Here is a 16,105-nt window from a genome sequence, read left to right on the forward strand (position 1 = left end):
TCAAGGGTTCCGCTCTTAAGGGCCTCGAGGGTGACCAGGGCGAACTCGGCGAGCAGGCCATCATGAAGCTGATGGACGCAGTCGACGCCTACATCCCGGAGCCGCAGCGCGCCATCGACAAGCCGTTCCTTATGCCGGTCGAGGACGTGTTCTCCATCTCCGGTCGTGGTACCGTCGCCACCGGTCGTGTCGAGCGCGGCATCGTGAAGGTCGGCGAGGAAGTCGAGGTCGTCGGCATCAAGGCAACCACCAAGACCACCGTCACCGGTGTTGAGATGTTCCGCAAGCTGCTCGACGAAGGTCGCGCTGGCGACAACATCGGCGCACTGCTGCGCGGCGTGAAGCGTGAGGATATCGAGCGTGGCCAGGTTCTTGCCAAGCCGGGCTCCATCACCCCGCACACCAAGTTCAAGGCTGAGGCGTACATCCTCTCCAAGGAAGAGGGCGGCCGTCACACCCCGTTCTTCAACGGCTACCGTCCGCAGTTCTACTTCAGGACCACCGACGTTACCGGCGTGGTTGACCTCGAAGCCGGTGTTGAGATGGTTATGCCGGGCGACAACGTCTCGGTCACCGTCAACCTGATCACCCCGATCGCCATGGACGAAGGTCTGCGCTTCGCTATCCGCGAAGGCGGCCGTACCGTCGGCGCCGGCGTGGTCGCCTCCATCATCGAGTAACAGCGACGGACTCTGAGTCCCGGAAGTTCGGGATGAGAAAATAGCTTGAAAAGGACGAAAGACAATGGCTAGAGACATCATCACCCTTGGCTGCACCGAGTGCAAACAGCGTAACTATACGACTACCAAGAACAAGAAAAATACGCCGCAGAAGCTGGAGTTCAACAAGTACTGCCGCTTCTGCCAGAAGCACACGCCGCACAAGGAAACCAAATAGTTTGATTTGGGGTTCCCGGGAATCGCCCGGGAACCTCCGCCGCAGGCCAGTAGCTCTAACGGCTAGAGCACCGGTCTCCAAAACCGGGTGTTGGGGGTTCGAATCCCTCCTGGCCTGCCATTTTTTTTATCTTCACTGAGTGAGGAGTGACAAGTGATCGCGAAAGCCAAGTCTTTTTTTGAGGATGTTCAGGCGGAACTCGCCAAGGTAACTTGGCCTACCCGCAAGGAGACCTTTTCTACCGCTCAGGTAGTTGTAGTCATCATCGTGCTCATCTCACTTTACCTTGGCGCCTGCGACGTGGTCCTTACTAAGCTCATCAGGTCGATACTCCGCTAGAGGACTGATTAAATGGCACACAAATGGTACGGCGTACATACTTACTCCGGCTTCGAGAACAAGGTGCGACTCACCCTTGCTGAGCGCATCAAGAACCTCGGCATGGAGGAGTTCTTCGGCGAGATCCTGATCCCGTGCGAAACCGTCGTCGAGCTGAAGAAGGGGGAGAAGAAGACTTCGTCCAGGAAGTTCTTCCCCGGATACATCCTGGTCAACATGGAGCTGAACGACGACACCTGGCACGTGGTCAAGGAGACCGCGAAGGTCACCGGTTTCGTCGGCGGCAACAACCCCTTCCCGATCCCGGACGAAGAAGTCGGCAAGATCACCAAGAGGATGGAAGAGGGGGCCGAGAAGCCCCGTCCGAAGGTTCTCTTCGAAGTGGGCGAGACGGTCAGGGTCATCGACGGTCCGTTCCTCAACTTCTCCGGTGTTGTCGAGGACGTGAAGCCTGACAAGGGGAAACTCAAGGTCATGGTAAGCATCTTCGGGCGCGCCACCCCGGTCGAGCTCGAGTTCATGCAGGTAGAAAAGCAGTAGGGTTACCCGCTGTTATCGATAGAAGAATCAGGCAGTTCGAAGGAAAGATAAAGGAGTAGGAAAATGGCGAAAAAAATTACCGGTTACATAAAGCTGCAGGTACCCGCAGGGAAGGCTAACCCGTCTCCTCCGATCGGTCCGGCACTCGGTCAGCACGGCGTCAACATTATGGAGTTCTGCAAGGCTTTCAACGCGAAGACCCAGGCAGACGAAGGGACCATCACTCCGGTCGTCATCACTGTCTACGCCGACAGGTCCTTCACCTTCATCACCAAGACTCCGCCGGCTCCGGTTCTCATCAAGAAAGCTCTCGGTCTTCAGAGCGGCTCCGCCGTTCCGAACAAGACCAAGGTCGGCAAGCTGACCAAGGAGCAGGTGCGCGAGATCGCAACCAAGAAGATGCCTGACCTCAATGCCGCGAGCCTTGAGGCTGCCATGAGGACCATCGAAGGTACCGCGCGCAGCATGGGCGTTGAAATAGCTTAAGATAAAGAGAGGGTTATCAGAAATGTCTATGACAAAGAAAGCTAAAGAGGCTCGCGCCAAGGTCGACAGGACCAAAACCTATCCCCTGTCCGAGGGTCTTGAGCTGGTTAAAGGCGCGGCTTACGCGAAGTTCGACGAAACCGTCGACCTGGTTGTGAAGCTGGGCGTCGATCCCCGTCACGCCGACCAGATGGTCCGCGGCGCCGTAGTGCTCCCGAACGGTCTGGGCAAGGACGTACGCGTCCTCGTTTTCGCCAAGGGCGAGAAGGAGAAGGAGGCCCGCGAGGCCGGTGCCGATTACGTGGGCGCCGACGATCTGGTCGCCAAGATCCAGGAAGGGTGGTTCGATTTCGACACCGCCATCGCAACCCCGGACATGATGGGTGTGGTCGGCAAGATCGGTAAGCTCCTCGGTCCCCGCGGCCTGATGCCGAACCCGAAAGTCGGCACCGTCACCTTCGACGTGGCCCGCGCCGTGAAAGAGTCCAAGTCCGGTAAGGTTGAGTTCCGCGTCGAGAAGGCCGGTATCATCCATGCCCCGGTGGGCAAGGTGTCCTTCACCGCCGAGACCCTGAAGCAGAACGTTTCGGCACTGGTGGAAGCCCTTCAGAAGGCCAAACCGGCTGCCGCCAAGGGTACCTACATGAAGAAGATCTCCGTATCTTCCACCATGGGCCCGGGCGTGAACATCGATCTCGCTGACATCAGCGCGATCTTGAAATAAAGGCAGTATCCAGCAGTAAAGCCAAAGTCAAAGACAGTGGGTGCGCCAGTTGTATCGTCGGTGCTTAATCGCCTTGGGCGGCCAACCGAGACTTGCAAGATGTTGCGCGAAAAAGTATGTTCCGCAACTTCCTGACTTTGGCGGGGTTCCGTACCCGTATACCAAAAGAAAGGAGGAAGGCGCTTGAATAAGGAAAACAAACAAGAACTTGTTACCGAAATGCACGACAAGCTCCTGAGGGCCCAGGCGGTATTCCTTGCGGATTTCCGCGGGATGAACGTCGGCCAGGCGACCGAGCTCAGAAACGAGCTCAGGAAGGCTAACGCCGAGTACAAAGTCGTCAAGAACACCCTGCTCGATATCGCTTCCAAAGGGACCGACAAGGAAGGTCTGAGCCAGTACTACGCTGGTCCGACCGCCATTGCCCTTTGCTATGACGATCCCGTCGCAGCGGCCAAGGTGCTGTCGCGCTTCAACAAGGAAGCCGCAAACCCGTTCACTCTGAAGGCTGGCGTGCTTACCGGCAAGACCATCAACGTGGCCGAGATTCAGGCTCTCGCTGATCTGCCGAGCCGCGAAGTGCTTCTCGCCAAGATGCTGGGCAGCATGCAGGCACCGGCAAGCAACTTCGTACGCGTTCTCGCGGCTGTCCCGGGCGGTTTCGTACGCGCGCTGGAACAGATCAGGGTTCAGAAGGCTGCCTAGTCGCAGTCTCCAACAATTTTCGCTTTAAACATCTAACAATATTCTCTGGAGGAGAAAGAAATGGCTATCACCAAAGAAGAAGTAATCAGCTTCATTGAGAACATGTCCGTCCTCGAACTTGCCGGCCTCGTGAAAGAGCTCGAAGAGAAGTTCGGCGTTTCCGCAGCCGCTCCGGTTGCAGTTGCTGCTGCTGGCCCGGCTGCTGGCCCGGCTGAAGCTGCTGAGGAGAAGACCGAGTTCGACGTCATCCTCAAAAGCGCTGGCGCTAACAAGATCGCCGTCATCAAGGTCGTCCGTGGCCTTACCTCCCTCGGCCTCAAAGAAGCTAAGGACCTGGTCGACGGCGCACCGCAGCCGGTCAAAACCGGGATCTCCAAGGATGAGGCTGCCGACGCACAGAAGCAGCTGGTCGAGGCTGGCGCAGAAGTGGAAGTCAAGTAGTCATTTCCGCACCGATCTTTACCAAAGCCAAGGTCGCTTTTTGCGGCCTTGGCTGTTCTATTTTAGTTTGAGGCCGCTTCACCCCGCAGCCCCGCCCGACCAAAACAGCAGGAAATTCAAGGGGGTGGAGGTCTTCCAAGGCGTTCACCACAAGGAGAAGATATGGCTTATTCAATCGCGAATAACCCCCTGTTGCGCAAGAACTTCGCCAAGATCCACAAGATCATCGACATACCGAACCTCATCGACATCCAGAAAAACTCCTACAAGAGATTCCTCCAGCTCGACACTCCCGTAGACGCACGCAAGAACTCAGGCCTCGAGGCCGTTTTCCGCAGCGTTTTCCCGATCAGGGACTTCAGCGACACCGCATCGCTTGAGTACGTTTCGTATTCGCTCGGCGCGCCGAAGTACGACGTGGAGGAGTGCCACCAGAGGGGCATGACCTTTGCCGCCCCCATGAAGGTGAAAGTAAGGCTGGTTGTCTGGGACGTCGCGAAGGATCCCGGTACCAGGTCGATCCGTGACATCAAGGAGCAGGAGGTTTATTTCGGCGAAATCCCGCTGATGACCGACAACGGGACCTTTATCATAAACGGCACCGAGCGCGTTATCGTAAGCCAGCTGCATCGCTCCCCCGGCGTGTTCTACGACCACGACAAGGGTAAGACGCATTCCAGCGGCAAGGTGCTCTACTCGGCCCGCGTGATTCCGTACCGCGGTTCGTGGCTTGACTTTGAATTTGACCATAAAGACATCCTTTATGTTCGCATAGACAGGCGTCGCAAGATGCCGGCCACCGTGCTCTTGAAGGCCCTTGGCTACTCCAATGACGCGCTCATCAACTACTTCTACAAGTCTGAAGAAGTGAAGGTCGGTGAGAACGGCGCCATGACGAAGCTCGTGGACGCGGAACTCCTCTCCAGCCAGAAGGCGACCGCGGACATCGTCGACCCGGCTACGGCCGAGGTGATCCTCAAGGCGAACCGCAAGTTCACCAAGGCTGCGCTCAGGAAAATGGCCGAGCACGGCATCAAGGAGATCCCGATCGCCGAGGAGGAAGTCGTCGGCAAGGTCGCTTCCCACGACATCTACGATCCCGCCACCGGCGAGATCCTGGTAGAGTGCAACGAGGAGATCACCCAGGCGAAGCTCGAGGAGATGGTACAGAAGGGGATTACCTCTTTCCAGGTGCTCTTCATCGACAACCTGCACGTCACCTCCAGCTTCCGCGACACCATCCTGATCGACAAGATCGGCTCCACCGACGAGGCGCTCATCGAGATCTACCGCCGCCTGCGTCCGGGCGATCCGCCGACTTTAAAGAGCGCGCTGGTTCTCTTCGAGAACCTGTTCTTCAACGCGGAGCGCTACGACCTCTCCGCCGTCGGCCGCCTAAAGCTCAACTACAAGCTTGGCGTGGACGTGCCGCTTGACTGCATGACGCTCACCCGCGAGGACATCCTCGAGGTTGTGCGTTACCTGATCGAGCTGAAAAACGGCAAGGGTAACATCGACGACATCGACCACCTCGGCAACCGCCGCGTGCGCGCCGTGGGTGAGCTCCTAGAGAACCAGTACAGGATCGGTCTCGTCAGGATGGAGCGCGCCATCAAGGAGCGCATGAGTCTCCAGGAAGTCGAGAACCTCATGCCGCACGACCTGATCAACTCCAAGCCGGTCTCGGCCGTCGTGAAGGAGTTCTTCGGTTCCTCGCAGCTTTCGCAGTTCATGGACCAGACGAACCCGCTCTCCGAGGTCACGCACAAGCGTCGTCTCTCGGCTCTCGGACCGGGGGGCTTGACCCGCGAGCGCGCGGGCTTCGAGGTCCGCGACGTACACCCGACTCACTACGGCCGCGTCTGCCCGATCGAGACCCCTGAGGGCCCGAACATCGGTCTGATCGCGTCCTTGTCCACCTACGCGCGCATCAACGAGCACGGCTTCGTCGAGACGCCGTACCGCGTGGTCAAGGAAGGCAAGGTGACCGACGAGGTCCGCTTCTTCTCCGCACTGGAAGAGGAAGGACACGCCATCGCCCAGGCCAACGCCGAGATGGACGAGACCGGCCGCTTCATGGCCGACTACATCTCCGCCAGGAAGTCCGGCGAGTTCGTGCTGGTCGGTCGCGACGAGCTTGAGCTCATGGACGTTGCACCGATGCAGCTCGTGTCGGTCGCGGCCTCGCTGATCCCGTTCCTCGAGAACGACGACGCGAACCGCGCACTCATGGGTTCCAACATGCAGCGCCAGGCCGTACCGCTTCTGCGTGCCGATTCCCCGCTCGTCGGGACCGGCATGGAGCGCGTCGTGGCAAGGGACTCCGGGGTTTCCTCGGTAGCCCGCCACAACGGCATCGTCGAGAGCGTCGACGCTTCCCGCATCGTCGTTAAGATCGACGAGGACCAGTACGATGCAACCGGCACCGGTGTCGACATCTACAACCTGATCAAGTTCGCCCGTTCCAACCAGAACACCTGCATCAACCAGAGGCCGGTGGTGAAGATTGGCGACCACGTGAAGGCTGGCGACATCATCGCCGACGGTCCTTCGACCGACATGGGCGAGCTGGCTCTCGGCCAGAACGTGCTCATCGCGTTCATGCCGTGGGGCGGCTACAACTACGAGGACTCCATCCTCATCTCGGAGCGTCTCGTTAAGGACGACCGCTACACCTCGATCCACATCGAGGAGTTCGAGGCCGTGGCCCGCGACACGAAGCTCGGCAAGGAGGAGATCACCTCCGACATCCCGAACCTCGGCGAAGAGACCCTCAAGGACCTCGACGAGTCGGGCATCATCAGGATCGGCGCCGAGGTTCGTCCGGGCGACATCCTGGTCGGCAAGATCACCCCGAAAGGCGAGACCCAGCTCTCCCCGGAAGAGAAGCTCTTAAGGGCCATCTTCGGCGAGAAGGCGGGCGACGTGCGCGACACCTCGCTCAGGGTTCCGCCGGGGGTCGAGGGTACCGTCATCGGCGCCAAGATCTTCTCGAGAAAGGGTGCCGACAAGGACGCCCGTACCGAGATCATCGAGAAGGCCGAGGAACAGCGCCTGCGTAAGGACGAGCAGGACGAGATCCGCATCATCCGCGACTCCGCCCGCGGCAAGCTGAAGAAGCTTCTCATGGGCAAGACCGCGGCGGTCAAGATCGAGGGCGTCGACGGCAAGGTGCTCATCCCGAAAGGGGCGGCCATCACCGACGAGATGCTGAACTCCTTCACCATGGATCGCTGGGACGAGATCTCCATCGCCGACGACGACACCATCGACGAGAAAGTGGCGCAGACCCTTTCCACGCTCAACCAGCAGATCGACATCATCAAGTACGTCTTCGACGACAAGGTGCAGAAACTGCGTCGCGGCGACGACCTGCCGCCGGGCGTCATCAAGATGGTCAAGGTCTACATCGCCATCAAGCGTAAGCTTCAGGTGGGTGACAAGATGGCGGGCCGCCACGGTAACAAGGGCGTCGTCTCCAGGATCCTTCCGGAAGAGGATATGCCGTACATGGAAGACGGCCGTCCTGTCGAGATCGTGCTGAACCCGCTGGGCGTTCCGTCCCGTATGAACGTGGGTCAGATCCTCGAGATGCACCTCGGCTGGGGCGCCAAGGGCCTTGGCTGGAAGATCGAGGAATTCCTCGAGAAGAACACCCCGCACGACGAGATCAAGAGGTTCCTGAAGGGCGTGTACGACAACCCGGACATGGACCGCTTCCTCGACACGCTCGAGGGTGAAGAACTCCTCAACGTGGCAAGGCGCTTGAAGCGCGGCATCCCGATGTCGTCGCCGGTCTTCGAAGGGGCGAGCGAGGAGTCGATCCAGTCGATGCTGACCCACGCCGGTTTCAGCACCACCGGTCAGGTCACCCTCTACGACGGAAAGAGCGGCGACAAGTTCATGCACCAGGTCACCGTCGGTATCATGTACTTCCTGAAGCTGCACCACCTGGTCGACGACAAGATCCACGCCAGGAGCATCGGTCCCTACTCGCTGGTCACCCAGCAGCCGCTGGGGGGCAAGGCGCAGTTCGGCGGTCAGCGACTCGGGGAGATGGAGGTCTGGGCGATGGAGGCCTACGGCGCCGCGTACGCGCTGCAGGAGTTCCTCACCGTCAAGTCTGACGACGTGGCAGGCCGCACCAGGATGTACGAGGCGATCGTCAAAGGGAAGCACACCCTTGAGCCGGGTCTGCCGGAGTCGTTCAACGTCCTCATCAAGGAACTTCAGTCCCTGGGTCTCGACGTGGAACTGCTGGAAAGCGACGAGGACTAGGTTGTTTTGTCTGACCGGTCCGGCTAGTCTGACTAGTCCGACCGGTCAGAGTCCGACAAGCTGCCTGAAACCGATAACGTAACTCCTACCGCTAAGGAGGAAAATACTTTGGAAGATATTTTCAATTTTTTCGATAAGCCGAAAGATCCGCTCCACTTCTCGTCGATCAAGATCTCGATCTCGTCGCCGGACAAGATCCGCGAGCGTTCCTTCGGGGAAGTGAAGAAGCCGGAGACCATCAACTACCGCACCTTCAAGCCGGAGCGCGACGGTCTTTTCTGCGCCAAGATCTTCGGACCGACCAAGGACTACGAGTGCAACTGCGGCAAGTACAAGCGCATGAAGCACCGCGGCATCGTCTGCGAGAAGTGCGGCGTCGAGGTCATCCCGTCCAAGGTGCGTCGTGAGCGCCTGGGCCACATCGACCTCGCCACTCCGGTCGCGCACATCTGGTTCCTCAAGTCCCTGCCGTCCAGGATCGGCAACCTGATGGACATCACCCTGAAGGACCTCGAGAAGGTACTCTACTTCGAGGCCTACGTGGTGACCGACCCGAAGGAAACCGGCCTGCCGTTTGGCACCGTGTTCTCCGAGGACCAGTACCAGAAGGCCCTTGAGGAATACAGCTACGGCTTCGAGGCCGGCATGGGCGCCGCTGCGATCCGCACCTGCCTCACTTCGATGGACCTCGACCAGCTCTCCGAGCAGCTCCGCATCGAGATGCAGGAGGCGACCAGCGAGGCTAAGCGTAAGAAGACCGCCAAGCGCCTTAAGGTCATCGACGCCTTCAAAAACTCGGGCAACAAGCCGGAGTGGATGATCCTCGAGTGCATCCCGGTACTGCCGCCGGAGCTCCGTCCGCTCGTTCCTCTGGACGGCGGCCGCTTCGCTACCTCCGACCTGAACGACCTGTACCGCCGCGTCATCAACCGCAACAACCGCTTGAAGCGCCTGATGGAACTGCAGGCCCCCGAGGTCATCATCAGGAACGAGAAGCGCATGCTGCAGGAGGCGGTCGACGCGCTGTTCGACAACGGTCGCCGCGGCCGCGCCATCGCAGGCCCCAACAAGCGTCCGCTGAAGTCCCTCTCCGACATGCTGAAGGGCAAGTCGGGCCGCTTCCGTCAGAACCTCTTGGGTAAGCGTGTCGACTACTCCGGCCGTTCCGTTATCGTCGTCGGCCCCGAGCTTCGCCTGCACCAGTGCGGTCTGCCGAAGAAGATGGCCCTCGAACTCTTCAAACCGTTCATCTACAACAAGCTCGAGGAGCGTGGTTTCGTCACCACCATCAAGAGCGCCAAGAAGATGGTGGAGAAGGAGAAACCGGAGGTATGGGACGTTCTCGAAGAGGTCATCAAGGAGCACCCGGTCCTCTTGAACCGCGCACCGACCCTGCACCGTCTCGGCATCCAGGCCTTCGAACCGGTCCTGATCGAGGGCAAGGCGATCCAGCTCCACCCGCTCGTCTGCACCGCCTTCAACGCCGACTTCGACGGTGACCAGATGGCGGTCCACCTCCCCCTCTCGGTTGAGAGCCAGGTGGAGGCGCGCGTCCTCATGATGTCGACCAATAACATCCTTTCCCCGGCGCATGGCAAGCCGATCATCGTGCCGAGCCAGGACATGGTTCTCGGGATCTATTACATGACCCGCGAGAAGCACTTCGCGCCCGGCGACGGGAAGATATTCGCCTCCCCGGACGAGGTGTCCATCGCTTGGGACGCGACCGAGGTGCACCTCCAGGCCCGCATCAAGGTAAGGATGAAGAACCTCGTCAGCGACGAGAAACCGGCCATCATCGAAACGACGGTCGGGCGCGTGCTGCTGCGCGAGATCCTTCCGGACGCGGTTCCCTTCTCGGCCATCAACAAGGTCATGACGAAGAAGGAACTCTCCAACCTCGTCGACACCTGCTACCGTCTGGCCGGCAATAAGGAAACCGTCATCCTCGCCGACAAGCTGAAGTCCATCGGCTTCCGCTACGCGGCGAAGGCGGGTATTTCCATCTCGATCAACGACATGGTCATCCCGGAAGGGAAGCCGGCCATCATCAACCGCGCCACCGAAGAGGTGCAGGAGATCCAGAACCAGTACACCGAGGGTCTCATCACCGACGGCGAGCGTTACAACAAGGTTATCGACATCTGGGCGAAATCGACCGAGGACATCGCGAAAGAGATGCTGGACAACCTCTCCCGCGATACCATCATCGACCCGCAGGGGAACGAGGTGAAGGTGCCGTCCTTCAACGCGATCCACATGATGGCCGACTCCGGTGCAAGGGGTAGCGCCCAGCAGATCCGCCAGCTGGCGGGGATGAGGGGACTCATGGCCAAGCCGTCCGGCGAGATTATCGAGACCCCGATCACCGCGAACTTCCGCGAAGGCCTCACCGTGCTCCAGTACTTCATCTCGACCCACGGTGCACGTAAAGGTCTGGCCGATACCGCGCTCAAGACGGCGAACTCCGGTTACCTCACCCGCCGTCTGGTCGACGTCGCTCAGGACGCCATCATCACCGAGTCGGATTGCGGCACCATCGACGGCCTGACCGTCTCCTCCCTCACCGAGGGTGGTGAGGTCATCGAGCACATCGGCGACCGTATCCTCGGCCGCGTCGCCCTGGACGACATCCTCGACCCGGTCACCGGCGACGTGCTGGTGGCGGCGAACCAGGAAATCGACGAGACCCTGGTCTCGAAGATCGAGGCTGCCGGTCTCGAGAAGGTCAAGATCCGCTCCGTGCTCACCTGCGAGAGCCGTCGCGGCATCTGCGCCAAGTGCTACGGCCGCGACCTGGCACGCGGTCACCTGGTGAACCGCGGCGAGGCGGTCGGCGTCATCGCAGCACAGTCCATCGGCGAGCCGGGTACCCAGCTGACCATGCGTACCTTCCACATCGGTGGTACCGCATCCCGTCGCGCCGAGCAGACCTCCATGGATGCGAGGAACGAGGGCTACGCGAAGTTCATCAACCTGCACTACGTAACCAACTCCGAAGGTCACCACATCGTCATGAACCGTAACGGTGAGCTGGCCATCGTGGACGAGACCGGGCGCGAGCGCGAGAAGTACGGCATCGTCTACGGCGCGAAGATCAAGGTGAGCCCCGAAGAGAAGGTCACCCAGGGGCAGTCGCTCGCCGAGTGGGACCCGTACACCATGCCGATCCTCACCGAGATCTCCGGCCGCATCAAGTTCGGGGATGTCATCGAGGGCGTCACCATGGAGGAGCAGGTCGACGAAGTCACTGGCCTCTCCAGGAAGGTCATCATCGAGACCCGCGACTCCGACAAGCGTCCGCGCATCACCATCAAGGACGAGTCCGGCAAGACCGCCAAGGTCGGCGAGAGCATGGCGCGTTACTACCTGCCGGTCGGCTCCAACATCAACGTCCTCGAGGACACCGTGGTGAACGCGGGTGACGTGATCGCCAAGATTCCGCGCGAGACGACCAAGACCAAGGACATCACCGGTGGTCTGCCGCGTGTTGCCGAGCTCTTCGAGGCGAGGAAGCCGAAAGACTTCGCGGTCATCACCGAGATCGACGGCGTGGTCGCCTTCGGCAAGGACGCCAAAGGCAAGCGTAAAGTCATCGTCACCCCCGAGGTCGGCGAGCCGAAGGAATACCTCATCCCCAAAGGGAAGCACATCAGCGTCCACGAAGGGGATCACGTCCGCGCCGGCGAGGCGCTCATGGACGGCTCCTCCAACCCGCACGACATCCTCCGCGTCCTCGGCCAGAAAGAACTGGCCAAGTACCTGGTCGACGAGGTGCAGGAGGTCTACCGTCTCCAGGGCGTCAAGATCAACGACAAGCACATCGAGACCATCGTACGTCAGATGCTGCGTCGCGTCAGGGTCAAGGATGTGGGCGATACCAACCTGCTGATCGATGACCAGATCGAGCGTTGGGTCTTTGAGGAAGAGAACGAAAAGTCGATGGATAAAGGCGGGCGTCCTGCTACGGCAGAGTCTCTGCTTCTTGGCATAACCAAGGCGTCGCTCTCGACTGAGTCATTTATTTCTGCTGCTTCCTTCCAGGAGACAACAAAAGTCTTGACACAGGCATCCATTGAAGGTAAAGTCGACAGTCTTCGTGGTCTGAAAGAAAACGTGATCATGGGCCGCTTAATCCCGGCGGGAACGGGATTGGCTCTTTACCGCAACCTGCGCATGGTTGCTGAGGAGCCAGTAATCATTCCGGAGCCTGTTGAGCCGGAAGATGAAGAGATCTACGAAGAAGAAGCCTAGTCCAGTATCCGGCCAGTGAGAGCGGGTTCCCCGCTTCACTGGCCGGCGTCTCACTTTTATCAAATAAAACTTGACAAGCACGTACGTTGTTGCTATTTTCGTCGCTTCCGCGCGCGGGGTCTGTCTGTGCGCGGATTAAGAATCGCGTGAGAGGAATGTATGCCAACTATTAATCAGCTTATTCGTCATGGTCGGGAGTCAAAGGGTGAAAAATCCACTGCTCCGGCACTCAGGAGCTGCCCGCAGAAGAGGGGCGTTTGCACCAGGGTTTACACCACAACTCCGAAGAAACCGAACTCCGCGCTTCGTAAAGTAGCGAGGGTAAGGCTTACCAACGGCGTCGAGGTGACCTCCTACATTCCGGGTGTTGGTCACAACCTCCAGGAACACTCCGTTGTCCTCATCAGGGGCGGCAGGGTCAAGGACCTTCCGGGTGTTCGTTACCACATCGTCCGCGGCACGCTCGACTCTGTCGGCGTCAAGGGTCGCATGAAGAGCCGTTCCAAATACGGTGCAAAAAGGCCCAAGTAACCGAACGGTGCAAAAAGACCCAAGTAACCGATTTTAAGTGAGAGGTTAAGACATGCCAAGAAGAAGAGAAGTAGCAAAGCGGGTGATCCTCCCGGACCCGAAATACGGTGACAGGGTGGTTGCCAAGCTGATCAATATAATCATGCTGGACGGCAAGAAGTCCACCGCCGAGAAAGCCCTCTACGGTGCCCTTGAAATCGCTGCTGGCAAGGCCGGCGACGAGCCGGTCAAGGTTCTCAAGAAGTGCCTCGACAACATTAAGCCGATGCTGGAAGTCAAGTCCCGCAGGGTCGGTGGTTCCACCTACCAGGTTCCGGTTGAAGTTCGTCCGGAGCGTCGCATGTCCCTGGCTATGCGTTGGCTGGTGAAGTACTCCAATGCTCGCAGCGAGAAGACCGTTACCGACAAGCTTGCCGGCGAGATCCTCGACGCTTACAACAACCGCGGTTCCGCGGTCAAGAAGCGTGAGGATACCCACAAGATGGCAGAGGCCAACCGCGCCTTCGCCCATTATCGCTGGTAGTCCGCGGCGACACCCCTTAAGGCTTAGAAAGCAACTCGGAGGAACTGTAAGTGGCACGTCAGGTTTCGTTGGAAATGACCCGTAACATCGGGATCATGGCTCACATAGATGCAGGGAAGACCACCACCACGGAGCGTATTCTCTACTACACCGGTGTTTCCCACAAGATCGGCGAGGTCCATGACGGCGCCGCTACTATGGACTGGATGGAGCAGGAGCAGGAGCGTGGCATCACCATCACCTCCGCAGCAACCACCTGCAACTGGAAGGACCATCGTATCAACATCATCGACACCCCGGGCCACGTCGACTTCACCATCGAGGTCGAGCGTTCCCTGCGTGTTCTCGACGGCGCTGTTGCCGTCTTCTGCTCGGTCGGTGGTGTTGAGCCGCAGTCCGAGACCGTATGGCGTCAGGCGGACAAGTACCGCGTACCGCGTATCGCGTTCATCAACAAGATGGACCGTATCGGTGCCGACTTCTTCCGCGGTATCGCCATGATCAAGGATCGCCTCAAGGCGAACCCGGTCGCCCTGCAGATCCCGATCGGGAGCGAGGAGAACTACAAAGGTCTCGTCGATCTCATCGAGATGAAAGGGATCGTTTTCAACGACGAGAGCATGGGTGCCGTGTACGAAGTAGTCGACATCCCGGCCGACCTCGTCGACCAGGCCAACGAGTACCGCGAGCTCCTGATCGAAGAAGTTTCCTCCCACGATGATGCCCTCATGGAGAAATACCTGGGCGGCGAGGAGATCTCCAACGCCGAGCTGAAGGCGGCCATCCGCCAGGCGACCCTCGACATCAAGATCTGCCCGGTCATCTGCGGTTCCGCATTCAAGAACAAGGGCGTGCAGCACCTGCTCGACGCCGTGCTCGACTACATGCCGGCCCCGACCGACATCCCGGCTATCCAGGGCGTCGACGCCAACACCGAGGCACCCATCGAGCGTCACGCATCCGACTCCGAGCCGTTCTCGGCTCTGGGCTTCAAGATCATGACCGACCCGTTCGTAGGCCAGCTCTGCTTCTTCCGCGTCTACTCGGGTGTGATCCAGTCCGGCTCCTACGTGTACAACGCCACCAAGGGCAAGCGCGAGAGGATAGGCCGCATCCTGAAGATGCACGCCAACAAGCGTGAAGAGATCAAGGAAGTCTACGCCGGCGACATCGCCGCTGCGGTAGGCCTTAAATACACCACCACCGGCGACACCCTGTGCGACGAGAACAACGCCGTGATCCTCGAGTCCATCGAGTTCCCCGAGCCGGTTATCTCCATCGCCATCGAGCCGAAGACCAAGGCCGACCAGGAGAAGCTGGGCCTGTCGCTTGGCAAGCTCGCTTCCGAGGACCCGTCCTTCCGCGTCAAGACCGACGAGGAAACCGGCCAGACCATCATCTCCGGCATGGGCGAGCTGCACCTCGAGATCATCGTGGACCGTCTCTTCCGCGAGTTCAAGGTCGATGCAAGCGTCGGCAAGCCGCAGGTCGCCTACCGCGAGACCATCACCAAGAAGGTCAAGGCGGAAGGGAAGTTCGTGCGCCAGTCCGGTGGTCGCGGTCAGTTCGGTCACGTATGGCTCGAGATCGAGCCGCAGGAGGCCGGCAAAGGGTACGAGTTCGTTGACGCCATCAAGGGCGGCGTCGTTCCCCGCGAGTACATCCCGGCGGTCGACAAAGGCATCAAGGAAGCGCTGGACAACGGCGTCATGGCCGGCTTCCCGGTGGTCGACATCAAGGTCACCCTGGTCGACGGTTCCTACCACGAGGTTGACTCCTCGGAGATGGCCTTCAAGATCGCAGGTTCCATGGGCTTCAAAGAGGGTTGCGCCAAGGCGTCCCCGATCATCCTGGAGCCGATTATGTCCGTAGAGGTCGTGGTTCCGGAAGAGTACATGGGCGACGTCATCGGCGACCTGAACTCCCGCCGCGGCCGCATCATGGGCATGGAAGGGCGTGCAGGCGCACAGGTCGTCACCTCGATGGTGCCGCTGGCCCAGATGTTCGGTTACTCCACCGATCTGCGCTCCGCAACCCAGGGTCGTGCGACCTACTCCATGACCTTCGATCATTACGAGCCGGTACCGAAATCGGTTGCCGAGGAAATAGTAGCGAAGGCCAAAGGCTAAGATAATTCAATTTCCCTACTGAGGAGGATTCCGAAATGGCAAAAGCTAAATTTGAAAGAACCAAGCCGCATGTAAACATCGGTACCATCGGTCACGTCGACCACGGCAAGACCACCCTGACCGCCGCGATCACCAAGGTGCTCGCAGGCAAGGGCCAGGCTGAGTTCAAGGCGTTCGACCAGATCGACAACGCTCCGGAAGAGCGTGAGCGTGGTATCACCATCGCCACCGCACACGTCGAGTACGAGACCGACAAGC

At 59.6% G+C, this 16,105-nt stretch carries 14 protein-coding genes and 1 tRNA gene; all 15 read left to right on the top strand.

Going from position 1 to position 16,105, the window contains the following annotated elements; genetic code table 11:
• Positions 1-680 (top strand): EF-Tu C-terminal domain-related protein (locus E8K79_RS20920; protein ID WP_246043940.1); only part of this gene is annotated, 680 nt, incomplete at its 5' end.
• 64 nt (positions 681-744) lie between these two features.
• On the top strand, positions 745-897 hold the full coding sequence (gene rpmG / locus E8K79_RS20925; RefSeq protein ID WP_135872882.1) for a 50S ribosomal protein L33: 153 nt from the start codon (positions 745-747) through the stop codon (positions 895-897).
• A 43-nt stretch (positions 898-940) separates the two neighbouring features.
• Positions 941-1,017 (top strand) — tRNA-Trp (locus E8K79_RS20930).
• Between the two features lie 33 nt (positions 1,018-1,050).
• Positions 1,051-1,236, top strand: a complete 186-nt coding sequence (gene secE, locus E8K79_RS20935; protein WP_135872880.1) for a preprotein translocase subunit SecE — start codon at positions 1,051-1,053, stop codon at positions 1,234-1,236.
• Positions 1,237-1,248: 12 nt separating this feature from the next.
• Positions 1,249-1,776, top strand: a complete 528-nt coding sequence (gene nusG, locus E8K79_RS20940) for a transcription termination/antitermination protein NusG (RefSeq protein WP_135872878.1) — start codon at positions 1,249-1,251, stop codon at positions 1,774-1,776.
• Between the two features lie 63 nt (positions 1,777-1,839).
• Positions 1,840-2,262 carry a 50S ribosomal protein L11 gene (rplK, locus tag E8K79_RS20945; RefSeq protein WP_129128348.1) on the top strand — a complete coding sequence of 141 codons (423 nt, stop codon included), beginning with the start codon at positions 1,840-1,842 and terminating at the stop codon, positions 2,260-2,262.
• A gap of 22 nt (positions 2,263-2,284) precedes the next feature.
• Positions 2,285-2,986, top strand: coding sequence for a 50S ribosomal protein L1 (rplA, locus tag E8K79_RS20950; RefSeq protein ID WP_135872876.1), 702 nt, complete (start codon positions 2,285-2,287; stop codon positions 2,984-2,986).
• Between the two features lie 183 nt (positions 2,987-3,169).
• Complete coding sequence (gene rplJ / locus E8K79_RS20955; RefSeq protein WP_135872874.1) at positions 3,170-3,691, top strand: 50S ribosomal protein L10; 522 nt, start codon at positions 3,170-3,172, stop codon at positions 3,689-3,691.
• A gap of 60 nt (positions 3,692-3,751) precedes the next feature.
• Positions 3,752-4,132, top strand: coding sequence for a 50S ribosomal protein L7/L12 (gene rplL, locus E8K79_RS20960; RefSeq protein ID WP_135872873.1), 381 nt, complete (start codon positions 3,752-3,754; stop codon positions 4,130-4,132).
• A 162-nt stretch (positions 4,133-4,294) separates the two neighbouring features.
• Positions 4,295-8,410, top strand: coding sequence for a DNA-directed RNA polymerase subunit beta (rpoB, locus tag E8K79_RS20965; protein WP_136516446.1), 4,116 nt, complete (start codon positions 4,295-4,297; stop codon positions 8,408-8,410).
• 108 nt (positions 8,411-8,518) lie between these two features.
• Entirely contained in the window at positions 8,519-12,664 is a 4,146-nt protein-coding gene (gene rpoC, locus E8K79_RS20970) for a DNA-directed RNA polymerase subunit beta' (protein WP_136516447.1), read from the top strand.
• Positions 12,665-12,823: 159 nt separating this feature from the next.
• Positions 12,824-13,195 carry a 30S ribosomal protein S12 gene (rpsL, locus tag E8K79_RS20975; protein WP_015719175.1) on the top strand — a complete coding sequence of 124 codons (372 nt, stop codon included), beginning with the start codon at positions 12,824-12,826 and terminating at the stop codon, positions 13,193-13,195.
• Between the two features lie 52 nt (positions 13,196-13,247).
• Positions 13,248-13,718 (top strand): 30S ribosomal protein S7, encoded by a 471-nt coding sequence (rpsG, locus tag E8K79_RS20980; RefSeq protein ID WP_129128342.1) that lies wholly within the window; start codon positions 13,248-13,250, stop codon positions 13,716-13,718.
• A gap of 50 nt (positions 13,719-13,768) precedes the next feature.
• Complete coding sequence (gene fusA, locus E8K79_RS20985) at positions 13,769-15,847, top strand: elongation factor G (protein WP_136516448.1); 2,079 nt, start codon at positions 13,769-13,771, stop codon at positions 15,845-15,847.
• 35 nt (positions 15,848-15,882) lie between these two features.
• The coding region (locus E8K79_RS20990; RefSeq protein WP_246043942.1) for a GTP-binding protein at positions 15,883-16,105 on the top strand (223 nt) is incomplete at its 3' end.

This window comes from Geomonas edaphica, assembly GCF_004917075.1.
GTDB classification, from domain to species: Bacteria; Desulfobacterota; Desulfuromonadia; order Geobacterales; family Geobacteraceae; genus Geomonas; species Geomonas edaphica.